Origin of the sequence: Halomonas halodenitrificans DSM 735 (assembly GCF_000620045.1) — a bacterium.
Lineage (GTDB): Bacteria > Pseudomonadota > Gammaproteobacteria > Pseudomonadales > Halomonadaceae > Halomonas > Halomonas halodenitrificans.
The window spans coordinates 1-21,896 of the sequence record NZ_JHVH01000016.1 but is presented as its reverse complement, the minus strand read 5'-3'; the positions used below and the strand labels follow the sequence as shown (position 1 = coordinate 21,896).

Below are 21,896 nucleotides of genomic sequence, written 5' to 3'. Positions count from 1 at the left end.
GTGGTGCAGCGACGTTTGTCGATAGGTGCCGTGCTCCGGGCAACGCGTCCCAGCTTCCTGGTGCTGGCACCATTGAGTGTGCTGTTGGGCGTGTTGCTGGCGGCTCGTCAGATGATCGAGCTGGATAGGCTCGAGATAGCACTGGCTCTGGCGGGTGGAGTGCTGGCACATGCGGCGGTCAATCTTTTCAACGAGCACGATGACTTCTGCTCGGGGCTCGATCATCTAACCCGCCGTACCCCCTTTTCCGGGGGGAGCGGGGCTCTACCCGAGTCACCCGATGCCGCGCCAGCCGTGCTGGTATCAGGCATTCTGTCGCTGGCCGGCGTAGTGGCAATCGGCGGCTACTTTCTGTGGCTGCGGGGTTGGCCGATGCTGGTAGTCGGCTTGCTGGGCGTGTACCTGGTAGTGGCCTATACCCGCTGGATTACGCGCCGGCCATGGTACTGTCTGCTGGCGCCCGGGTTGGGGTTCGGACCGGTGATGGTGCTGGGTACCCTGGTGGCCCTGGGAGGGCGAGTCGATGCCGCCGCCCTGGTGGTTGCGACGGCCTCGCTGCTGTTGGTCAGCGAACTGCTGCTGCTGAATCAATTTCCCGATCTCGAGGCCGATCGTCGCAATGGGCGTCGTCACCTGCCCATAGTACTTGGCCTGAGGCGTGTATCCTGGCTGGTAATAGCGTTGCTGCTGGGTGCCTACATGCTCATCGCACTGGGCCAGCTCGGCGGGCTCTTGCCGGCGTCGGTCTGGCTTGCCTGGTTACCGTTGCCCGCGGCTCTCTGGGTGGCCTGGAAGCTCCCGGGCGCCCTGGAAGAGCATCAGGCGCTGCTTGGCGTGATGGGGGTCAACGTCGTCGTCCTGCTGTCCAGCCTGGCGCTACTGGCAGCGGGGCTCTGGCTGGGCTGAAGGCTCAGCCCATCAACAGGGTGCTGGCCAGCAGGCCGCCGCCGATCAGCAGCATGAAGAGCATCAGGGCCAGGATGAAGGGCTTGATGCCCAGCGCCTTGAGCTTCTCCATCTGTGTCTCGTAGCCCAGTGCCGCCATGGCCATGGTCAGTGCCAGCTGACCGGCCAGGACCAGCCCGTCGTGCAGCACGGCGGGCAGGGCGACGACGCTGTTGAATCCCACCATGGCCAGAAAGCCGAAGGCGAACCACGGAATCACCAGCTTGGCCCTGTCCGCGCCCACGGCGGCATCCGGCTGGCGGCGCAGCCACCACTGGCCGACGATCAGCAGGAAGGGCACCAGCAGCATCACCCGCACCAGCTTGACGATCACCGCATTGGCCAGGGCGTCGGGTCCCACCGCTTCGCCGGCGGCCACCACCTGGGCGACTTCGTGCACGGTGGCGCCGATATAGACGCCGAACAGCCCCTCGTCCAGGCCCAGCAACGGGTAGATCAGCGGATAGATCAGCATGGCCAGGGAGCCGAACAGTACCACCGTGGCCACGGCCATGGAGGTGGCGGCGGGGCGTGAGCGGATGGTGGACTCGGTGGCCAGCACGGCCGCGGCGCCGCAGATGGCGCTGCCGGCGCTGGTCAGCAGGGTGGTCTCACGATCCATGCCCAGCACCCGGGTGCCGATCACATAGCCCGCGGTGAGTACACAGACGATCACCAGCACGTCGAGGAGCAGCACCCGGGGGCCAAGCGCCAGGATCTGCTGCAGGGTCAACGACAGCCCGAACAGCACGATGCCGCCGCGCAGCAGCCAGCGGGTGGCGAACTTCAACCCCGGGGCGGTGGCGGTGAGGCGCCGGGCCAGGGGCAGGTTGCCGGCGACGATGCCCAGCAGCAGTGCCACCACCAGCGGGCTGATGCCGGCGTCGGCCAGCAGGGGAAGCCGCGCCAGGCCGAAGCCGACTACAGTCAGAATGAAGCAGACCAGCAAGCCTTGCCACATATCGTTATTCTCCCGGGAACTGTTCACACGGCATATGTTATGCCCTAATAACGCTTCAGGTTATCAGGTAATAACGAACTGCCTTTTCGGAAAAACCGATATGACGCCCACGGTAAGCTTCCGCCAGCTGCAGGTATTCGCCACGGTGGCCCGTCTCGGCACGGTCAGCGCCGCCGCCCTCGAGCTGAGCCTGTCGCAGTCGGCGACCAGCCAGGCCCTCTCGGAGCTGGAGCGCCACCTGGGGGTGGTGCTGTTCGAACGACACGGCCGACGCCTCTATCTCAATGGCCTGGGGCGCCACCTGATGCCGCGTGCCGAACAGCTGCTCGACGGCGTCGAGGCCTTCGTGGCGGCGGCCACCGAGCCCGAGGGCGAGCTGCATGGGGCGCTTGATGTGGCGGCCAGCGCCACGGTAGGCACCTATCTGCTGCCCGGGCTGGTGGGGGGCTTCAGCGAGGCCCACCCGCGAGCGGATCTGCGCCTGCGGCTGCGCAATACCCTGGAGGTGATGACCGACGTGCTGCGCCTGGAGGCGGATCTGGGGTTGATCGAAGGAGAGTGCCGGGAGCCACGGCTGGCGAGTGAACCCTGGCGAGAGGATCGGCTGGTCGTCGTCTGCTCGCCCTCTCACCCGCTGTCACGGTGTGGGCGGCTGGATGACGCCGGGCTCGGCGAGGCGGCATGGATCCTGCGCGAGCCGGGCTCCGGGACCCGGGCCGTCTTCGAGCAGGCGATGCTCGATCGCGACATGTTGCCCAGGGTTCGCATGGAACTCGGGCAACACGAGGCTATCAAGCAGGCGGTTCGCGCCGGCCTGGGGCTGGGATGCCTGTCGCGACTCAGCGTGGCCGACGAGCTCGCCCGGGGTGAGCTCATCGCCCTGGACAGTGCACTGAGCCTGCGCCGCACCTTCTCGCTGGTATGGCACCCCGAGCGCTACCGCAGCCCGCTGTGGCAGGCCTTCAAGGTGTTTCTCCGGGAATCCACGCCGGCCGACTGACCCGCGGGGCGTCGGCCGGCTGGCCCGGGCGCCTTACGGTGCGGGCGAATCGAAGTATTTATCGGCGATGGCAGCGTAGGTGCCATCTTCCTTCAGGGCCGTGAAGGCCTCGTTAAAGTCCTCGGCCAGTTCACGGTCGCGCTTGCGAAAGGCGACGCCCACGCCCTGGCTGAAGTAGCGGGCCGGTTCGCGAACCAGGTCGCCGAGGCGCTGGAAGTCGCTGGACGCTTCGTCGATGTTCACGAAGGACTGCGCGGTGGGATATTCCATGAAGGCCAGGTCCAGGCGCTGGGTGCGCATGTCGGTCACCACATCGGCCCAGCTGGCGTAGCGGCGTACCTCGACGGTGTCGCCATGCAGGTCGGTGACGTAGTTGTCCTGGAGGGTGGCGGTTTGCACCCCAACCACCTTGCCCTCGAGGCTTTCGGGGTCGGTGATATCGATGTCGCTACCCTGATGGGCGACCCAGACGCTGGGCATCTGGAAGTAGGTGTCGGAGAACAGGACCTGACGACGACGCACCTCGGAGATGGTCATGGCGGACATGATGGCGTCGTACTTGCGCGCCTGGAGCCCCGGAATCAAGCCGTCCCAGCCTTGCACGACCCATTCGCATTCCCGCTCCAGATAGGCGCAGACCGCATTGCCCAGCTCGATGTCGAAGCCGGCCAGGGTGCCGTCGGGCAGGGCGTATTCGAAGGGCTGGTAGGGCACGTCGGTGGCCAGGCGAAGTGGGGCGTCGCTTTCCGCCTGGGCGGATGAGGTGGCAAGGCCGGCACACAGGGCAGCGGCCAGCAGGAGCTTCGATCGATGCATGAAAAGTCTCGCAGGAGAATAAGGAATCAGAAACAACCTCCAGGAGCAGAGGTTTGATGCCTTTATTATATCGAGATGCCGCGATATTTTCAGTGGAAACCGCCAGAACGAGACAGGCTGTCGAAGCGGGTCATGGCGAGTGGCGACCGGAGGTTGTCCGATGGCCGGGGGTAACAGAAGACCGGCCGTCGGCCGATGCTCGATAGGCAGGAAGACCGCCCCGAGTGACCCCGGGGCGGCCGACGATCAGTTACCGAAGTACTCGGCGTGGATCTCGTCGTAGGTACCGTTCTCCTTCAGCTCGGCCAGCGCCTCGTTGAAGGCCTCGGCGAGCTCCTGGTCACGCTGACGGAAGGCCATGCCGAAGCCTTCGCCGAAGTATTCCTTGGGCTCGGTGATCATCTCGCCGACCACCTTGTAGTCTCCCGCGTCGCTGTCGAGCAGGGTGGACTTGCCGATCGGGAAGTCGAGGAATACCGCATCCAGGCGGCCGGAATCCATGTCCAGCACCATGTCGTCGGCGGTCGCGTAGCGATTCACGTCGGCCACGTCGCCATACATGTCGGTCGCGTAGTTGTCCTGCAGGGTCCCGCGCTGCACGCCGATGGTCATGCCCTCGAGCGTCTCCTCCGAGAGCGTGCCGAGCTCGACGTCGGCGGGGGCGAACCAGGCCGACGGCGGCGTGATATAGGGCTCGGAGAACAGGACCTGCTCGCGACGCTGCTCGTTGATGGTCATCGAGGACATGATGGCGTCGTACTTGCGCGCCATCAGGCCCGGGATGATCCCATCCCAGCCCTGGACGACCCACTCGCAGTCGATGCCGATCTCGGCACACAGGGCGTTGCCCAGATCGATGTCGAAGCCGGTGAGCTCACCGGCCGGCGTGCGGTACTCCATGGGCTCGTAGGGCACATCGACGCCGATGCGGATATCGTCGACTTCGGCGCTGGCGGTGCCGGCCACCAGGGTGGCACCGATGGCGCCGAGGCTCAGGATCTTGTGCAGCTTCATGGGTCTTCCCCGTGTTGTTGGTAGAGTCACCTTGTGGGTGATGACAGACCAACCATAACGGATCACCGGGTGGGTCGGAAGGGGGAACCGGCGCGCCGTTAAACGCGGGTTCCCAACGGTTGTTTGACGCTGCTTCAGCCTCCCGCCGGCTTGAGGTGGGCCAGCAGCCGACGCTCCAGGTAGCGGAAAAGAAACAGGACGGTGAAGGTCAGGCAGAGATAGATGGCCGCCACGAACAGGAAGGCGTCGAAGGGGGCGTAGAAGCGTGCGTAGACGAAGCGCGCCGCCCCGGTGAGATCCATGATGGTGACCACGCTGGCGATGGCACTGGCATGGAGCATGAAGATTACCTCGTTGCCGTAGGCGGGCAGGGCGCGGCGAAAGGCGCTGGGGAGCACGATCCGGCGCAGCATGAGGCGATGGGACATGCCGTAGGCACGCGCCGCCTCGATTTCCCCCCGGGGCGTGGCCTTGATGGCGCCGCGGAAGATTTCGGTGGTGTAGGCCGCGGTATTGAGGGTGAAGGCGATCAGTGCCGGCACGAAGGGCTTCTCGAGGATGGCCCATAGCCAGGTATCCTGGATGCCCTCGATGAACACGACTCCGTAGTAGATCAGGTAGAGCTGCACCAGCAGCGGCGTGCCGCGAAAGACATAGCAGTAGAGAAAGATCGGCAGGTTGATCCAGCGATGCCGTGAGCCCCGGCCGATGGCCAGTGGAATGGCCATTACCAGACCGATGACCAGCGACAGGAACACCAGCTGTACGGTGGTGACCAGGCCCTCGCCGTAGTAGCCGAGGGTCTGCAGGGTGAAGATGCTGTTGTCGGCCAGCAGGGCCTCGAGCTGACTTGTCAGTGCTTCCATCACTTGACCTCCTCGAAGCCGACGTCATAGCGCTTCTGCAGGCGGGCGAAGGCCCACTCGGAGACGCTGGCGATCAGCAGGTAGACCGCCGCGACGATAAGCATGAAGGTGAAGGGCTCGCGGGTCGCCTTGGAGGCCTCGGCGGCGACGCGCACCATGTCGGAGAGCCCGATCACCGAGACCAGGGCGGTGGTCTTGAGCAGGACCATCCAGTTGTTGGAGAGCCCGGGAATGGCGTGGCGCATCATCTGCGGAAAGCGGATGCGCCGGAACACCAGCCAGGGGCCCATGCCGTAGGCGCGGCCGGCCTCGATCTGTCCGTTTTCCACCGCCAGGAAGGCGCCACGGAAGGTCTCGCCCATGTAGGCGCCGAAGATCAGGCCGATGGTGGCCACTCCCGCCACAAACTCGTTGACGTTGATGAAGATGTCCCAGCCGAAATGCGCATAGAACTGATCGGTGATGGCGTTGATGCCGATCTGGCCGCCGAAGAACAGCAGCATCATCAGCACCAGGTCGGGCACGCCGCGGATGATGGTGGTGTAGAGGGTACCGATGGCATGGGCGGTACGACTGCGCGACATCTTGGCGCTGGCGGTAATCAGGCCCAGAACGATGGCCAGGGCCAGCGACAACACCGCCAGTTCGACGGTGATCAGCGCACCCTCAAGCAGTCGGGGGCCATAGCCGTGAAGGTTGATCATGGGGCTTACCTCGTGGGCCGGCTCAGTGCTTGGGAGTCAGGAACTGCTTCAGGCGCTCCGAGCGCGGATTGTCGAACACGGCCTTGGGTGGGCCGGATTCCTCGATCACTCCCTGATGCAGATAGATCACTTCGCTGGAAACGTCCCGGGCGAAGGCCATTTCGTGGGTCACCAGGATCATGGTGCGGCCCTCATCGGCGAGGCCGCGCATGACCCTGAGCACATCCCCCACCAGTTCGGGGTCCAGGGCCGAGGTGGGCTCGTCGAACAGCATGACGTCGGGGTCCATGGCCAGCGCCCGGGCGATGGCACCGCGCTGCTGCTGGCCGCCGGACATCTGGGCCGGGTAGGCGTTGGCGCGCTCGGTCAGGCCGACTCGCTCGAGCAGCGAGTGGGCATGCTCGATGGCCTCTTTTCTGGGCTTGCCGAGTACGTGCACCGGTGCCTCGATGATGTTCTCCAGCAGGGTCATGTGGGCCCAGAGATTGAAGTTCTGGAAGACCATGGAAAGGCGAGCGCGCATGCGCACGACCTGCTGCCAGTCGGCCGGCTCACGGCCGTGCTTGGTCTCCTTGAAGCGAATCGCCTCGCCGTGGACGAACAGTTCGCCCGCGTCGGGCTGCTCGAGCAGGTTCATGCAGCGCAGGAAGGTGCTCTTGCCGGAGCCGGAGGCCCCTATCAGGGTGATGACGTCGCCCTTGCGGGCCTCGAGCGACAGCCCCTTGAGGACGTCGGTATCGCCGAAGCGCTTGGTGATGTCGCGCACTTCCAGTGGAATCGGGGTTTCGGCCATGGGTCGGGCTCCGGGTCAGGCGTGTCGCACGGTGTATCGGCAGGACATACTCTGCCGACCTTGGCACGGGGCGGTGGTGTGTTGGCAAAGGGGCAAGATTCTACCTCCAGTTTGTCGTTGTTATAAGGCTTTCCGGCCATCCGGTGACCCGGCGAAGGGAGCCACATCATTCGGGTGGGGGTGACGGCCTGGCGAGCAGGGCGGCGCGAGCACCGATCTCCACCGCGGCATTGGGAAAGATCACCGATAGAGGCGCGTCGCCGACGCGGGTTTCACCCTGCTGGCCATCCTCGGCGAGCAGGGTGCCCGGTGCAAATTCGCTGAAGTTGGGGGTGTCATCGGCGAAGGTCAGCCGGAAGTCCTCGCCATGGCGTAGCAGCTCCTGCTCGACGCGAAAGAACACCATTCGATCGGGGGGCTCCGCGACGGGCTCACGACCCTCCAGCAGGGCCTGCAGCAGTCGCTCCATGGGGGCCAGGGGCGCCAGGTCATTGTGGCCGAAGGGCAGGGCACGACCCAGTTCCAGGGTAAAGGCCTGGGCATCATGATAGTGCTTGCTGTAGTGGGAGAAGGTCCAGCTGTGACAGTGCTGGTGCAGCACCGCCTGAATGGCCGCCCCGGCCAGCCACCGCCACTGGTTGGTCTCAACGGCTGTGGTTTCGCTCCAGGGGCTGACCACGAAGCGTGGGAAGCGACTCTTCCGGATGGCGGTATGCAGATCATAATGCAGGCGGGGCAGGTCGGGGTGACGGATAAAGAAGGCATCGACCGCCGCCATCAGCTCACGGGCACGCTCCGGCTCCATGCCGGGATCGTCCATGCCACGGCGAAAGAGCCGGTTGAGATTGGTGTTGATAAAGCGAGTGCCCTGGCGGGTGGCCGGCGGGCTGCCCAGGATCACCAGCAGGGGCGCACCGAGTCTCAGCCTCCCCGCCGCCAACTGCTTCAACAGCGCATCCAGAAGCTCCATGGGCGCCGTCTCGTTGCCATGAATCCCGACCGAGATCACGCAGGCGTGGGCGGCGGGGCCGGGCTGGTCGGGCAGCAGTTCCAGCAGGCCATCACCCCGGCGGCGAAACCGGCCCCCGGGCAGTGGGCCCTGTGCCGGGAACTCGACCCCGTCGATGCTGTGTGTCAGCCATGTCTCGAGCATGTTGCTATCCCTCCTGTCGCCAGGCATCGCAGGCCTGGCCCTGGTCGACCCAGATCAGCTCGTCCACCGGGAAGTCCAGCCCCCGCGCCTGGGCGACCAGATCTCGGCGAACGGCTTCATCCAGGTGGGGGGTGCGAGCCAGGATCCAGAGATAGTCCCGGTCGGGCCCGGCGACCAGTGACCAGCGGTAGTCATCATCGAGGGCGATCACGTTGTAGCCACCATAGAAGGGGCCGAAGAAGCTGACCTTGAGGCGGCCCACGTCCTCGTCACCGATGAAGTAGGCGCGGCCCTCGGCCTCTTCGACCTCGTCATCGTCGAGCTTGACGCCACGATTGAGCACGCGGACACCGCCGTCATCGCGCAGTGAGTAGTCGGCGGTGACGCACTCCATGCCTCGCTCGAAGGAGTGGTCGAGGCGAGCAATTTCGTGCCATTTGCCCAGGTAGCGGTCGAGCTCGAAGTCGGTGACCGGCTCGGTGCCCTTGGGCAGGCCGGTACAACCGGCCAGCAGCAGGACAGCACCGAGAATGATCGGCAAGCCAGGGTGGGGCATGGAGACTCCTTTGGTGATAGTGACGGCGGCTGTGACCTTCGCCGCATGGGCGGGGGCTCGGCGGCAATCTAGACTGGCCCACTGCCGATTGCCAGGCCACCGATTGCCAGGAGAAGCGTCATGAAGGAACGCAGCCGTCGACTCAATGCCCACTATGATGCCCTTGCCGACCGTGGAGAGGGAAGCCTGACGTTACGCCTTTGTGATGCCTATCGAGCGGCCGGCCGTGATCCGGACCGGCTCACCCTGGATGAAGTCGCCGGCATCGACCAGCTGCACCTGGGAGGGCGCGCGGCCAGCCGCACCCTGGCGACATTCGGCGCGTTACGACCGGGGGTGCGGGTGCTGGATGTGGGCTGCGGCACCGGAGGGGCCAGCCGCCTGCTGGCCGATGAGTTCGGTTGTCAGGCGTTCGGCGTGGATATTACCGCGTCCTTTGTCGAGGTGGCCGCCTGGCTGAGCGATGCCACCGGGTTCGGCGAGAAGTCGCGTTTCCTGTGTGCGGATGCCGCCCGCACGCCGCTGCCCGATGCTTCCTTCGAGACGGTGTGGTGCCAGCATGCGCTGATGAACATGCCCGACGTGGCACAGGTACTGGGGGAGTGGCGCCGGCTGCTGGTGCCCGACGGGCGGGTGTTACTCCATGAGGTGGTAGCCGGTGACAATCCTGAGCCCCTGGCGCTGCCGGTGCCCTGGGCCGGCACGCCGGCGGAGAGCCATCTGCAGACCCGGGCGGACCTGGAGAGGCGTCTGGACGAAGCGGGATTCGAGCTTGTGGCATGGGAGGATGTCACCCGCCAAGCCCTGGCCTGGCGGCAGAAACACAGCCGCCGGGAGGCGGACGAGCCGCCCCCCGGGCCGGCACTGCCCGGGCCGGAAATGATCTTCGGCGAGCGCTTCCCGACCATGGGGCGCAACCTGCGCGACAACCTGGCCGCGGACAAGGTGCGTATCCTGGCCGGGTGCTGGCGGCTGAGATGAGGCCGCCCAGAGCAAGCCATATTCGTAATCTGCAGCGACACCTCTTGCATCAGTTGGGTGGTCGCCAGTGCACGTTCCGCCTCTCCCAGTCAGCGCCGGAGTCCGGCATGGCCCGCAGGCGCAACCATTCCTCGGCTATCACATGGTCCATCAGGCCACGCCGACGCAGCAGGCCGGTTGTGCTGCTGTCCTGCCCCAGTACATCGCGAGAAATCACCATGGTGATTTCGGGGCGCTCAAGCGATGAGTCCTCACTGGGGTCCAGGTTGTGGTACGACCCCGTCGCCTCGAGGTACATCAGGTCGGCAACGCGCGCCGGGCCGGGGTCCCAGGAATAGTCCGGCTCACGGTAATTGGCCGGCTCCCGGTCTCCGGGCGGGTGCGGCTGCCACGCTTCTGCCGGTGCAGTATTCCTGTCCGGCGTCGGGCCGGCGGACTCTTCAAGAGACAGGCAGGACCGACCGAGACAGTCGGCGGCACGGGCCTGCTCATCGCTCAGGAGGCGTCGACTCTCTTTCCAGGTCGCGTAGCCTCGATACCTTGCGGGAATGGAGACCAGGCGCCGGCTGACATGTGGCTGTGTACCGAACAGCTCCCTGGGCGGCCAGTGCTTTTCGTCGACGGACTGAATCGCCTCCCTGTAACGCTGTGGCCCCAGGTTGAAGCGGGTGATTTCTATATAGGCAGACTCGATGACATCGCACTCCTCGCCGGGTGGTGTGCGATGAACATGATAGGTAATCCGGTAGCGTGGATGTGGAATGCTCCCTTCTGCCGCGTCAAACTCCAGCATGGCGCGAGTCACGGCGGCGAGGCGGACGTCGGGCATGAGTACCGATTCGCCGATATCGGGAAAGCGCGCTGCAGAGAAAAAGTCGTCTCCGGGAGCAGATGGGGAGTCAGGCTGTTGGTCAATGGGCGTAAAGCCGTCGCCCTCCAGGAACTGCTCCGCGTTCCGGTGTGCCACGTCCATGGGAGCCTTTTGAGCACGGATTGAGCCGAGAGCGGCAGTGTAAGTCCGGGAGCAGGTTGCTGAATTCGCGGGCGCGGGCTCTTCCAGCGCCGACGGTGGCGTATCGGTTGCCGCCGAATCTTCTTCGAGATAGCGCTGGGCAACCCAGCCGGCATGGCTGGCATCCTGGCTACGCATCAGGCACCAGCGCTGCGGCAGTGCCTGGCGCTGGTCTGCCGTCATGTTGAACCAGGCGCTCTGCGTCACCAGCGGTACACAGGTGACCTGCTGCAGGCCGCGTTCCTCGGGGCCGAATGTGGCAATAACGTCGTAGTCGGTTCCCGGCCCCATGCGCGCATTGAGCACGTCATCGCCGGCAACGCCGGTCACGCGCCAGGCGTCGGGGCCATGGCCGTCAATGTCGGCCCAGACGGTGGCGCTGATAAGCGCGATACCTGCTGCGAAAAGCCGTATTTTCTGCATTGAGGGGCCACCCGAAACCATCCGCCAAGCATCCTGTCCGCGATTCTTGCAGAACATTCGCTGGTCTTGCCCCCTTCGTTTGAAGAGGGCAGCTGGTCTCAAGCGCCGGTGATGCGCTCGGCGATGGCGGTGCCCAGGCCCTCGGTCGTCCCGTGGCCTCCCACGTCAGGCGTTAGCACCGCCTCGTCGCCTTCGGCCAGCACCGCCTCGAAGGCGGCGACGATGGCCTCGCTGGCCTCCTGGTAGCCGAGGTGCTCGAGCATCATTGCCGCGGACCAGATCTGGCCGATGGGGTTGGCGATGCCGCGTCCGGCGATATCCGGGGCGCTGCCGTGGACCGGTTCGAACAGGCTGGGGAAGGTACCCTCGGGATTGATATTGGCCGAGGGCGCCACGCCGATGGTGCCGGTGCAGGCCGGGCCCAGGTCCGAGAGGATGTCGCCGAACAGGTTGCTGGCTACCACCACGTCGAACCAGTCCGGATGCATCACGAAGTTGGCGGTGAGGATATCGATGTGGAACTGGTCGACGGTGACGTCGGGGTAGTGCCTGCTCATCTCGGCCACGCGCTCGTCCCACCAGGGCATGGTGATGGCGATGCCGTTGGACTTGGTGGCCGAGGTGAGCGTCTGGCGCGGCCGTGATCGGGCCAGCTCATAGGCGAACTTCAGCACTCTATCGGTGCCATGGCGGGTCATCACCGTTTCCTGGATCACCACCTCGCGCTCGGTGCCCTCGAACATCCTGCCGCCGACGCTGGAGTACTCGCCTTCGGTGTTCTCGCGTACCACATAGAAGTCGATGTCACCCGGCTGGCGGCCCGCAAGCGGACTCTTGATGCCCGGCAGCAGGCGGCAGGGCCGCAGGTTCACGTACTGATCGAAGCGGCGGCGGAACTGCAGCAGCGAGCCCCACAGCGACACATGGTCCGGCACGGTTTCGGGCCAGCCCACGGCACCGTAGAAGAGCGCGTCGAACGTCTTCAGCCGCTCGAACCAGTCGTCGGGCAGCATCTGGCCGTGCTCGGCGTAGTAGTCGCAACTGGCGAAGTCGAAGGCCTCGAGCTCGAGCGCGATGTCGAAACGCTCGGCGGCGGCCTTCAGGGCGCGTACGCCCTCGGGCATCACCTCCTTGCCGATGCCGTCGCCGGGAATGACCGCGATGCGGTGGGTCATGCAGGACTCCTTGCAAGAGGGGGGATGTGTGAACCCATGGGTCAGATAGTTACACTATCACTCCGGTTCGTGGAGCGCTCATTGTGAACATACTGATGTTTACCAACACCTATCTGCCCATCGTGGGTGGGGTCAGCGAGTCGGTGCAGCGCCTGGCCGCGCGCCTGCGCGAACGGGGACATGGTGTGCTGGTGGTGGCGCCACGCCTCGACGGCCAGCGCGATGACGAGACGGACGTGGTGCGGGTGGTCGCCATGCAGCACTTCAACGGCAGCGACTTTTCGCTGCCGGTGCCGATTCCGGGGCAGCTCCATGAGGCCCTGGAGGCCTTCGATCCCGATATCGTGCACTCCCATCATCCCTTCCTGCTCGGCGACACCGCCGCCCGCACCGCCGAGACATATGGCCTGCCGCTGGTGTTTACCCACCATACCCTCTACGAGCATTACACCCATTATGTGCCCGGCGACTCGCCGCGCATGCGTCGGTTCGCGGTGGCGCTGTCCACCGAATATACCCGGCTATGCGACGAGGTGATCGCACCCAGCGAGAGCATTCGCCGATTGCTGGTCGAGCGCGACGTCGAGCCGGTGATCAGCGTGGTGCCCAGCGGGGTGAATACCCGACGCTTCCTGGCGGGTGACGGTCGCGCCTGGCGTGAGCGGCTGGGGATCCCCGCTGACGCCTGCGTGATCGGCCACCTGGGGCGACTGGCCCATGAGAAGAACCTCGACTTCCTGGCCCGGGCCGTGGGCCTGGCGCTGGCTCGAGACGCGCGCCTTCACTGCCTGGTGGTCGGCGAAGGGGAGGCGCGGGCGGCAATGAACATACGCTTCGATGAGGCCGGGGTACTGTCGCGTGTGCATTTTACCGGCCGCCTGCAGGGCCAGGAGCTGATCGACGCCTACCACGCCATGGATGTGTTCGCCTTCGCGTCCCACAGCGAGACCCAGGGCATGGTGGTGGCCGAGGCCATGGCCGCAAGGCTACCCGTGGTGGCGGTGGATGCCCCCGGCGTTCGCGAGGTGGTACACGACGGCGACAACGGGCGACTGCTCCAGGGCGACGACGTCGACGTCATGGCGGCGGTGCTTGGCGAGCTCGTCGACCCGGCGCTGCGTGCGCCCCTGGCGGCAGGGGCGGAAGCGACGGCCGCGGCCTTCGACGAGGCGAGCTGTGCCGAGCGATGCCTGGAGGTCTACCGCCGGGCCGTCGCCTCGGGTGGCCCCTTTACTCATGCCGACGAGGGGGGCTGGGAGCTGGTACGCCATCGGCTGGGGGCCGAGTGGCAGATGTTGAGGCATCGCGGCCGCGTACTGGGCAAGCTGGTGCATGCCACCTGGGAGGAGGAGCGCCCCGACTGGTGGCCCGGCGGGCCTGAAAAATAGGTTGGGCTCAGCGGCGGCGACCGGCCCAGTGCTTGAGGGCGACCAGCAACAGCACCGCCAGCAGCAGGCCGCCGGCGCCCCAGGCAAGCTCGCCACGGCTCTCGGCGGTGGCCAGTTCGCCGAGCTGGCTACCCAGCAGGGTGACTCCGGCGAGGCCCGGCGCGATGCCCAGTGCGGAACCCAGCATGTAATCGCGCAGGCGCAGGTGGAAGGCCCCCGCCATCATGTTGGTCAGGGTGAAGGGGGCCAGCGGCAGCAGGTTGACCAGGGTCATGGTGCGGATGCCGCGGCCGGAGAGGTAACGCGACGCCCCCCTGAGGCGTCGGCCGCCATGGCGCAGCAGCGCGTCGCGGCCGATGCGCCGGCCGACCCACCAGGTCAGCAACGAGGCCGTCAGGGTGCCCGCCAGGGCGTAGCCGAACCCCCACCAGGGACCGAAGAGCAGCCCGGTGGCGCCTACCAGCAGGCTGAGCGGAAACATCACCAGCGAGCCGAGGGCGTAGACCGCCACGACCACCAGTATGGCCCAGGGGGCCTCGCGCCAGGCGATCGAGCCCTGGGCCAGCGCCAGCATGGCGTCGACGGTAAGCAGTTCCTGCATGGCCAGCCACTGCCACAACAGACCCAGGGCGACGAGCAGGCTGAGCAGCAGGGCGAGGATTCCGAGGGGGCGACTCATGGGCGTGAAGGTTCCTGGTGAGCGTCACGCCACAGCATACGGCAGCAGGCCCGGCGGCCAAAGCCGCCGCCGGGGTGCCGGGTTTACAGGCTGGCCTCGACCGCCGGCCAGGCAGGCTTGCCATCCAGGGTGGTCACGCCCTCGAGCATGGTCTCGACGCGCTCGGGATGTTCCTGCAGCCACTGGCTGGCGATTGTCTCCGGGTCGCGCTCCTTTTGGCTAAACTCCTGGATCATCCAGCTCTGTTCTTCGGCGTCGAACGTGAATTGTTCGAAGAAATCGACCAGGTTGGGATGGGCGTCGGCATAATCGCTGCGTAACACGGTCAGCACATCGGTCTCGCCGTTGTTCTCGCCGAACAGGTTCTTGGAGTCATCGAGGTAGCGCAGCGGCAGTTCGATGTTCATCCAGTGGGGCGTCCAGCCGACCCAGACGATGGGCACCTCGCGGTCAATGGCGCTGCGGGCGGCGCCCAGCATGCCTACCACGCTGGTATCCATCACCTGCCAGTCGCCGAGTCCCCAGGTATCCTCGTCGATCGCGGCGTGAAGGACTTCGCTGGCCGCCGAGCCGGCACCGAAGCCGTGGATCTTGCCGTCGAAACGCTCACGATGAGCGTCCAGGTCGGCGATGCTCTGGATCCCTTGCGCATAGAGGTAGTCGGGGACTGCCAGCGTCATCTGGGCACCGATGACGTTATTGGTGACCCTGGTGATGGTGCCGCTGGCCTCGCGTGGCGTGTACATGCTGGTCTGGGCCGGCATCCAGGCGCCGAGAAAGACATCGATGTCATCGGTCTCCAGCCCCTGGTAGATGACTTGCAGCCCCAGCTCATGGCTGCGGGTCTCATAGCCCAGGGGCGCGAGCAGCTGCTGGGCGATTTCGGTCTTGACGGTGATGCCAGGCCAGGCGGGGACACCGAAATCCAGCACGGTATCATCGGCGAGTGCCGGGGTGGCCAGGCTCAAGGACAGCAGGGCCGGCGTCAGGGGGAAGCGCATGGTATCTCCTTGTCAGGGGCGTCAAGCCGCCACCGGGTTGAGGTGACTCACCGGGTGGCGGTTTGAGGATGAATGTATCAGGCCTGCCGGGCCAGTACACGCAGACGAGATTCGCACATATCGAGGTCCAGGTAGGTGCCCTGGAGATGGCGACGACCGCTGTTGGGATCGAAGGCATTGCGGCCATGCAGCACCCGCCGATTATCGAAGGCGACCATCTCGCCCGGGGCCAGGGTGAACTCCAGCCGATGCTGTGGGGCGTGAACTCGCTGCCAGAAGTGACGATAGGCGGCGTACCAGGCGTCGATAGTCTCGACCGGCAGGCGCAGGCTATCGCGGATCCAGTTGTTGAGGCGCACCTCGATGACGTTGCCTGCCTCGTCGAGGGCGATCACCGGTGCCCGCCAGGCAAGGTCGTGATTCTCATCCTGGAAGCGGAAATCGATAGGCGTCTCGCTGAGGAGCCGGAAGGCCTCGGGGGACGATTGCCGCAGGCACTCGGCGGCGGCAAAGCCGTCGGCGAAGATCGATTCCCCGCCTTCGGCGCCGTTCTCCAGGCAGTAGAGCAGCTGAATATCCGGCGGCTGGCGCCAGTTGGGCAGGTCGGTATGCAGTGCCAGGGCGATCGCCGTATAGGCGGCATTGTTGGGGTTGGGCTTGGAGCGCACGTCGAAGCGCGCACCGAAATTGGTGGGACGCAGGGGGCCGATGCGTTCGGCCAGGCGGCTGACCTCCTCGTCGGCCAGGGGCCCCTTTTCGAGCAGTACCAGGCCGTCGCGCAACAGGGCGGTCAGCCAGTCGCGCTCGCCTGCGACACCGGCGGTGAAGTCGCCATGGTCCACTCGCACAGGGCTGAAGCCTTCTTCCCAGGGCTGGCGCTTGGGCACGGCATCCGACGGCAGGCTCCCCGGGCGACGTTGATGCAGCCAGCCCCCATCGAAGTGGCTGAGATGGCCGTTGGCCCAGTGTACCGTCAGGTTGCCGTTCTCCACCTCCACTTCCACCGCTTCGTCAGGGGCTTCCTGAGGCAGGTAGAGACGCTCGCGTGTCTGTGGATGGCGGCATTCGGGGCAGGCGCAGTGGTCGCGCAGCCAGATCAGCGGGAACGGGGCCTGGGAGTCGTCATCCCAGGTCAGCAGCAGGCGACTGCCGTGCGCCTCGACTCGAGAGAGGCCAGGGGCCCGGGTGTGGTCGCTCAGCTCACCCATGGGCAGGGGCGAGCGTTGTTCGACGGTCAGGGGCATGTCAATTCTCCTTGGTGATGGCTGGCGCCAAGGATGGGGATTGCCCGCGGCGTTCACAAACGATTAATGTGGCGCCTATGACCCCAAATAATTTATGGCTACTTTGTTCATGAACGATTTGCCTCCCTTGGCCTGGCTCCAGGCGTTCGAGGTCGCCGCCCGCACCCTGAGCTTCACCGCTGCCGGGCAGGAGCTGGGGGTGACCCAGGCGGCCATCAGCCAACGTGTCCGCCTGCTAGAAGACCGCCTGGGGCAGAAGCTCTTCGTGCGACACCCGCGCAGCCTGAGCCTGACCCCGGCGGGACAGTCGTGGTTGCCCAGCCTGCAGGACGGTTTTACCCGCTTGGCCGAGGGCACCCGGGAAGTCTTCGGCGAGACCGGTGAGACACCGGTCACCCTGCGCACCACGCCGGTCGTGCAACAGAACTGGCTGGCACCGCGCCTGTGCGCCTTTCGCCGCGAGTATCCCGACGTGGCGCTGCGGATCATCAGTGCCATTTGGCCGGATGATTTCGGGCCCGAGGGCGCCGATATCGAGATCCGTTACGGGCAGGGCAGGTGGTCGGGCATGGAGGCCGTCTCGCTGGGCAGCGATACGATGCTGCCCGTATGCGCCCCGGCATTGGCCGAGCGTATCACCGAGCCCGCGGACCTGGCGGAGCACACCCTGTTGCACGCCGTGGGGTTCGAGGTGGGCTGGCCGGCCTGGCTGGAAGCCGTGGGGATGCCGGAGTTGACGTCGCGTTGTGTGCCACTGACCTGTGATACGCAAACGATGACGCTGTCGCTCGCGGCGCTGGGTGAGGGTATCGCCTTGACGCATCGGCGCCTGGTGGAGAATCGAGATGACCTGGTGGCGGCGCTCGACTGGCCGGTCAATAGCGATGAGGCATTCTGGCTGGTGCGTCCGATGCGCCCACGGGCACGACCAGAGGCGGCGATACTCTGGGAATGGTTAAAGGGCCAGGTCGTGCTGTAGCTTCTGGTCAGCTGTCAATTCACTCATCACTTCATTGAAACGGCTGGCGGCCCTTCGAATACTAGCCGCCAGTCTCGCGTTGCATGAACCAGTGGGTCACCCCGATCACGGGCTCGCTGGCCAGGGTCTCGAAGCCGAAGCGTCGATAGAGCCTGACGTTCTCGGGAAGGTCGGTCTCCAGATAACCCAGGCCCCGCTGCCGGTCGAGGTGATCGCACAGCCGGCCCAGCAGCCGGCTGCCGATGCCCTGGCCCTGCCACGCTGGGGCGACCGCCAGCGGACCCAGGTGCCAGTGAGACGGCACGCCGGCATCCCGCCTGGCCCACACGCGAGTCCAGGCCAACAGGCGCAGGGCGCTCGTCGGACCGTTGGCGAGCAGGGCGGGTAGCGCACGGCGCTTGTCGGTGAGGGTCGGCTGGCAGCCACCCGGGGCGGCGAGTGCCGCCACGCCGACCAGGCGCTGGTCGGCGAAGGCGCCGAGGACCCGGCCGTCGCTTAGCTGACGCTCCAGGAAGGGCGTGAAGATTCGTCTCAGGGTGCGCTCACGTCGTCCCGGATCCGTCCCGAATGCCTTGATGTGGGTGGGGTTGTCGCGCATGCCTCGGCCCAGCAGCCCGGCGGCGGACTGGGCTTCGGCCGTGGTCAGGGGGCGAATCTCCACTGTTGCCATGCATCATCCTCGGGTCACCGTGCTCGACACCATTCGGGCCACTGCGGGTCAAGCACCGGGGCTATTGGCCAGATAGTCCTCGAATGCCGCCAGGGTCGCATCGATGTCGGCGTCATCCAGGTCGCGATGCACCACCAGGCGCGTGTCATACAGCACGTCGATCAGGATGTCGCGTTCGGCCAGCCAGGCTCGCAGTGGGGCAATGTGCGGCTCCGGCACCCGCAGGAACACCATGTTGGTGGCCTGGGAGGACACCTCGATCTCCGGCAGGGAGCGCAGGCCCGCGGCCAGATGCTCGGCGCGGCGATGGTCGTCGGCGAGGTCCGCCACCTGGTGATCCAGCGCATAGTGGCAGGCGGCGGCGATGATCCCGGACTGGCGCATGCCGCCGCCCAGCACCTTGCGCCAGCGGCGTGCCGCAGCGATCAGCGCCTGGGAGCCCGCAAGGGCCGAACCCATCGGGGCACCCAGCCCCTTGGAAAAGCACAGGGAGACCGTGTCGAAAGGCTCACACAGCGTGGTCAACGGGGTGTCGGTGGCCACCGCGGCATTGAACAGCCGCGCGCCGTCCAGGTGGGTGGCCAGGCCATGCTCCCGGGCCAGGTCGGTGGCCCGCTGCATATAGTCGGCGTCGATCACGCGCCCGCCGATGGTGTTCTCCAGTGCGAGCAGGCGGGTGCGGGCGAAGTGAAAATCGTCGGGCTTGATGGCGGCCCGGAGGCGTGCAAGCGGCAGTGAGCCGTCATCGGCGTGTTCCACCGGCTGAGGCTGGATGCCGCCGAGAGCCGCGGCGCCGCCGCCTTCATACTTGTAGGCATGCGCCTGCTGGCCGGCGATATACTCGTCGCCCCGCTGGCAGTGGGCGAGCAGGGCGGCCAGGTTGCTCTGGGTGCCGCTGGGGAAGAGCAGGGCGGCGGCCTTGCCGGTGCGTTCGGCCACGGCGGCCTCGAAGCGTGCCACGCTGGGATCATCGCCCCAGACATCATCGCCTACCGGCGCGGCGTGCATGGCATCGCGCATGGCGGCGCCGGGGCGGGTCACGGTATCGCTGCGCAGGTCGATCATCGGTGCCTCTCCAGAGTAGAGTAATGGATAGGGTTCTTCGTCATTTCATGTGGATTTGACCTGATCGAACAGGCGGCCTATCGGGCTGCCAATCAGGTAGATCATGGCGATGAAGTTGGCCTCGTTCCGGTAACCCCGTGCGCGTGACCGAGCCGCCTGAAACAGACCATTCATGCCTTCCAGTCGCGCGTTCGTCAGTCCCGAAATCCAGCGCTTGACCACCGCATCGGCGTGGCGCTCCAATGTCGCCAGGGCTTTTCCCATCGGCTTCAGCAGTGCCCAGCGCAGCGACTTGGGGTGTCCCTGCTCGCGGCGCTTCTTCTTGCGTACCTCGTCTAGCCGCTTGGTGAAGGCCTGCAAGATATGGAACCAGTCGACCGTGATCTCGGCCTTGGGAAGGTGCTCGGCAACGCCGCTGAGGAAGGCTTGTGACATGTCGCAGACGACCTCGACCACGTTGTCCGAATCACCACCATGGGCCGTCAGGAAGGCGCTGAAGGCCTCGATGGCGTTCTCTCCGTGGCCGGGAACGGCGAAGATCACCGGCTCCTGCTTGCGGTGCATATCGAGGAACACCGTCACATAGCGCTGGCCGCGTCGAGAGGCGGTTTCATTAACACCGACGGTAGTCACGCTGCTTAGATCCAGCTCCCCCAGCAACCGACCGACGTAATGGTGCACGATGCGCCACAGCCGTTTATCGGAGATTTCCAGCTGCCGGGAGACGGCCAACACCGGCATCTCCTTGACCAGTGACATGGCGACTTGCTCGAACAACAGGGTGAAGTCGCTGCCCGGTCGCGCCCAAGGTACCTCGATACACTTGACGCCATGTTCCGGGCACTTGGTACGTGGCACGCGAGCATGCAGGTAGCAGTGATGCTGGAAGAAATTCAGATGCCGCCACGTCTTGGCGGCAAAGTCATGAGCCGGACAAGCTTCACTGCACTCAGGACAGGGGTAGAGGCTGCCGCGCTCGGCCTCCACGTAGAGATCCAGCCGGTGGGGCGATACGGAGGTATCCAGGTGCTGATCCTTGAGAACCCAGGGCGCTTCCAGGCCCAGGCCGAGGGTCAGAATCTGGGTGCCATCCATGCCATACCTCCTGTCGTCGTGGAGGTCATATCCTGACCCAGCTCAGGGGGCGAATTCCACACCCAGCGTCGAAGAGCCATTATTTGCCTGGCGATCACCGCCGCGGTTGAGCCGGTGCCGGATGACCTTGCCTGACGAAGCTTCAAGCGGGCTCACACCACAGAGTGCGGCAAGGGCTGCATCGTTGCGAAGACGTGTGGGATTGTCTCCTGCCGTCACCAGTAGTGTCGCCGCTGTCTGTGCACCGACACCGAAGCGAGCGATCAGGCTCGGGGCGGCTTGACGAGTGAGCCGCTCCAATGCGATATCCATCTCGCGAAGCTCCTCGGTCAGCGCCCGCTAGCGCCGGGCGAGTAGCTGCAGGGTCGATTTCAAAGTCTGGAGCAGTATCGAGTCATCTTCTGTCTCCAGCTCCAGGCAGGCGGCTACACACGCCGCTGCTTTTGGCTTAAGCAGTTGCTCGTGCAGTGCCTGCGGAGCGCTCACCAGCAGACTGCGCAGTTGGTTGAGCGCTTGCGTTCTCGCCTTCACCGCACTGCGGCGGGCGACATTTATGGTGCGCATTGCCTCGACGGCGCCGGACTGGGCCTTCGGAAGTGCACAGGCCTCGCCAGAGAGCACAGCACGGGCAGCGTTCTCGGCGTCGGTGGGATCATTTTTATCTTTGCGGCGGCGGCGAGAGCGATCCGGCCGATTGACTTCGAGCACTTCAATGCCTGCCTCTTGGAGATAACGGGCAAGTCCCGCGCCATATGTTCCGGTGCCTTCAACCCCGGCACGCACGAGGGAGCCGAATGAACATGCCCATTCAAGGAGTTTCTGATAGCCGTCGGTACAGGTTTTAATTGAGCGGGTGCCGAGCACACGCCCCACTGGATCGATGACGACACCGACATGAACGTCCAGGTGCGTGTCGACCCCCAATACCACCTCGATCAGCTCTTCTACCTGTGCCATTGCCACTTCCTCATGCTCAGCCAATATGTGCTGCCAAACATGCCGAAGGACAGGACACTCACGGTGCAGAACAAGGCTCCTATTAGGTGTGGGGTACCGGATGATCAAATCGCCTATAGGAGTTATCCTCTGCTAGCCGCGAGGGAGCTTCTTCAGCAATTCATCCGGGAGCAGGTTCATGGACATCAAACTGCATAAACAAGCGACGACGACACCGAAGATCCGTGCCGAGATTCAGGCAGCACCCTCCAGTATCACGGATAGCGAGCTGGCCCGTCAGTATGGCGTCGCCACCGCGACCATCCGGCGCTGGCGTTACCGTGATAATGTCTATGATCGATCTCACACGCGACACAACCTCCTGGCGACGCTCACGTCCGAGCAGGAGGAAGTGCTGATCACGGCTCGTGAGTTCCTGC

The 21,896-nt window shown here is 65.4% G+C and carries 23 protein-coding genes and 1 pseudogene; 6 read left to right on the top strand and 18 right to left on the bottom strand.

Annotated features, from left to right (window positions below; translation table 11 throughout):
- Positions 1 to 3: 3 nt before the first annotated feature.
- Positions 4 to 906, top strand: a complete 903-nt coding sequence (locus Q358_RS0108635; protein WP_245598296.1) for a prenyltransferase — start codon at positions 4 to 6, stop codon at positions 904 to 906.
- 4 nt (positions 907 to 910) lie between these two features.
- On the opposite strand, the gene Q358_RS0108630 is transcribed toward Q358_RS0108635, so the two are convergent.
- On the bottom strand, positions 911 to 1,906 hold the full coding sequence (locus Q358_RS0108630) for a YeiH family protein (RefSeq protein ID WP_027961682.1): 996 nt from the start codon (positions 1,904 to 1,906) through the stop codon (positions 911 to 913).
- Between the two features lie 100 nt (positions 1,907 to 2,006).
- Here Q358_RS0108630 and Q358_RS0108625 point away from each other — a divergent pair, with 100 nt between their 5' ends.
- Positions 2,007 to 2,906: a LysR substrate-binding domain-containing protein gene (locus tag Q358_RS0108625; protein WP_027961681.1), complete on the top strand. Its 900-nt coding sequence runs from the start codon at positions 2,007 to 2,009 to the stop codon at positions 2,904 to 2,906.
- A gap of 33 nt (positions 2,907 to 2,939) precedes the next feature.
- Here Q358_RS0108625 and Q358_RS0108620 read toward each other — a convergent pair whose 3' ends face one another.
- The 7 genes from Q358_RS0108620 to Q358_RS0108590 all read right to left on the bottom strand — a co-directional run bounded on the left by Q358_RS0108620 (position 2,940) and on the right by Q358_RS0108590 (position 8,808).
- A complete protein-coding gene (locus tag Q358_RS0108620) occupies positions 2,940 to 3,722 on the bottom strand; it encodes a transporter substrate-binding domain-containing protein (RefSeq protein WP_027961680.1) in 783 nt (260 codons plus the stop codon).
- Positions 3,723 to 3,968: 246 nt separating this feature from the next.
- Positions 3,969 to 4,736: a transporter substrate-binding domain-containing protein gene (locus Q358_RS0108615; protein WP_425402545.1), complete on the bottom strand. Its 768-nt coding sequence runs from the start codon at positions 4,734 to 4,736 to the stop codon at positions 3,969 to 3,971.
- Between the two features lie 134 nt (positions 4,737 to 4,870).
- On the bottom strand, positions 4,871 to 5,602 hold the full coding sequence (locus Q358_RS0108610) for an ABC transporter permease (protein WP_027961678.1): 732 nt from the start codon (positions 5,600 to 5,602) through the stop codon (positions 4,871 to 4,873).
- Positions 5,602 to 6,306, bottom strand: coding sequence for an ABC transporter permease (locus tag Q358_RS0108605; protein ID WP_027961677.1), 705 nt, complete (start codon positions 6,304 to 6,306; stop codon positions 5,602 to 5,604). Before Q358_RS0108605 ends, Q358_RS0108610 begins: the two co-directional genes overlap by 1 nt.
- A 22-nt stretch (positions 6,307 to 6,328) precedes the next feature.
- Entirely contained in the window at positions 6,329 to 7,099 is a 771-nt protein-coding gene (locus Q358_RS0108600; protein ID WP_027961676.1) for an ABC transporter ATP-binding protein, read from the bottom strand.
- A 166-nt stretch (positions 7,100 to 7,265) separates the two neighbouring features.
- The gene (locus Q358_RS0108595) at positions 7,266 to 8,252 is read right to left on the bottom strand and encodes a succinylglutamate desuccinylase (protein ID WP_027961675.1); all 987 of its coding nucleotides are present in this window, start codon (positions 8,250 to 8,252) and stop codon (positions 7,266 to 7,268) included.
- Between the two features lie 4 nt (positions 8,253 to 8,256).
- Positions 8,257 to 8,808: a lipocalin family protein gene (locus Q358_RS0108590; RefSeq protein ID WP_043487935.1), complete on the bottom strand. Its 552-nt coding sequence runs from the start codon at positions 8,806 to 8,808 to the stop codon at positions 8,257 to 8,259.
- Between the two features lie 120 nt (positions 8,809 to 8,928).
- Between Q358_RS0108590 and Q358_RS16925 the strand changes: the two genes are divergently transcribed.
- Positions 8,929 to 9,789 (top strand): class I SAM-dependent methyltransferase, encoded by an 861-nt coding sequence (locus tag Q358_RS16925; RefSeq protein ID WP_043487933.1) that lies wholly within the window; start codon positions 8,929 to 8,931, stop codon positions 9,787 to 9,789.
- A gap of 49 nt (positions 9,790 to 9,838) precedes the next feature.
- On the opposite strand, the gene Q358_RS0108580 is transcribed toward Q358_RS16925, so the two are convergent.
- Together Q358_RS0108580 and Q358_RS0108575 are read right to left on the bottom strand one after the other, a co-directional pair.
- Positions 9,839 to 11,224, bottom strand: coding sequence for an SH3 domain-containing protein (locus Q358_RS0108580; protein WP_156940875.1), 1,386 nt, complete (start codon positions 11,222 to 11,224; stop codon positions 9,839 to 9,841).
- A gap of 98 nt (positions 11,225 to 11,322) precedes the next feature.
- Complete coding sequence (locus Q358_RS0108575) at positions 11,323 to 12,399, bottom strand: tartrate dehydrogenase (RefSeq protein WP_027961672.1); 1,077 nt, start codon at positions 12,397 to 12,399, stop codon at positions 11,323 to 11,325.
- Positions 12,400 to 12,482: 83 nt separating this feature from the next.
- Here Q358_RS0108575 and Q358_RS0108570 point away from each other — a divergent pair, with 83 nt between their 5' ends.
- A complete protein-coding gene (locus Q358_RS0108570) occupies positions 12,483 to 13,787 on the top strand; it encodes a glycosyltransferase (RefSeq protein WP_027961671.1) in 1,305 nt (434 codons plus the stop codon).
- A 7-nt stretch (positions 13,788 to 13,794) separates the two neighbouring features.
- Here Q358_RS0108570 and Q358_RS0108565 read toward each other — a convergent pair whose 3' ends face one another.
- The 3 genes from Q358_RS0108565 to Q358_RS0108555 all read right to left on the bottom strand — a co-directional run bounded on the left by Q358_RS0108565 (position 13,795) and on the right by Q358_RS0108555 (position 16,711).
- Complete coding sequence (locus tag Q358_RS0108565) at positions 13,795 to 14,466, bottom strand: TVP38/TMEM64 family protein (RefSeq protein WP_027961670.1); 672 nt, start codon at positions 14,464 to 14,466, stop codon at positions 13,795 to 13,797.
- An 83-nt stretch (positions 14,467 to 14,549) separates the two neighbouring features.
- Positions 14,550 to 15,467, bottom strand: a complete 918-nt coding sequence (locus tag Q358_RS0108560; protein ID WP_027961669.1) for an ABC transporter substrate-binding protein — start codon at positions 15,465 to 15,467, stop codon at positions 14,550 to 14,552.
- Positions 15,468 to 15,544: 77 nt separating this feature from the next.
- Positions 15,545 to 16,711: a TauD/TfdA family dioxygenase gene (locus Q358_RS0108555; RefSeq protein ID WP_043487931.1), complete on the bottom strand. Its 1,167-nt coding sequence runs from the start codon at positions 16,709 to 16,711 to the stop codon at positions 15,545 to 15,547.
- A 109-nt stretch (positions 16,712 to 16,820) separates the two neighbouring features.
- Between Q358_RS0108555 and Q358_RS0108550 the strand changes: the two genes are divergently transcribed.
- Positions 16,821 to 17,690 carry a LysR substrate-binding domain-containing protein gene (locus Q358_RS0108550; protein ID WP_027961667.1) on the top strand — a complete coding sequence of 290 codons (870 nt, stop codon included), beginning with the start codon at positions 16,821 to 16,823 and terminating at the stop codon, positions 17,688 to 17,690.
- 61 nt (positions 17,691 to 17,751) lie between these two features.
- Here the strand turns inward: Q358_RS0108550 and Q358_RS16920 are convergent, their stop codons facing one another.
- From Q358_RS16920 to Q358_RS17940, 5 genes are read right to left on the bottom strand one after another with little or no spacing between them, the layout of a single operon-like run.
- A complete protein-coding gene (locus tag Q358_RS16920) occupies positions 17,752 to 18,360 on the bottom strand; it encodes a GNAT family N-acetyltransferase (RefSeq protein ID WP_051530264.1) in 609 nt (202 codons plus the stop codon).
- Between the two features lie 48 nt (positions 18,361 to 18,408).
- Positions 18,409 to 19,425, bottom strand: a complete 1,017-nt coding sequence (gene ltaE, locus Q358_RS0108540) for a low-specificity L-threonine aldolase (RefSeq protein ID WP_027961666.1) — start codon at positions 19,423 to 19,425, stop codon at positions 18,409 to 18,411.
- Positions 19,426 to 19,470: 45 nt separating this feature from the next.
- On the bottom strand, positions 19,471 to 20,520 hold the full coding sequence (locus Q358_RS0108535) for an ISL3 family transposase (protein ID WP_027961665.1): 1,050 nt from the start codon (positions 20,518 to 20,520) through the stop codon (positions 19,471 to 19,473).
- A gap of 42 nt (positions 20,521 to 20,562) precedes the next feature.
- Positions 20,563 to 20,832: a transposase gene (locus Q358_RS18545; protein ID WP_156940874.1), complete on the bottom strand. Its 270-nt coding sequence runs from the start codon at positions 20,830 to 20,832 to the stop codon at positions 20,563 to 20,565.
- Between the two features lie 27 nt (positions 20,833 to 20,859).
- Entirely contained in the window at positions 20,860 to 21,477 is a 618-nt protein-coding gene (locus Q358_RS17940; protein WP_051530263.1) for an IS110 family transposase, read from the bottom strand.
- Positions 21,478 to 21,655: 178 nt separating this feature from the next.
- Between Q358_RS17940 and Q358_RS16910 the strand changes: the two are divergent.
- A pseudogene (locus Q358_RS16910) lies at positions 21,656 to 21,896 on the top strand (IS481 family transposase); the annotation flags it as partial.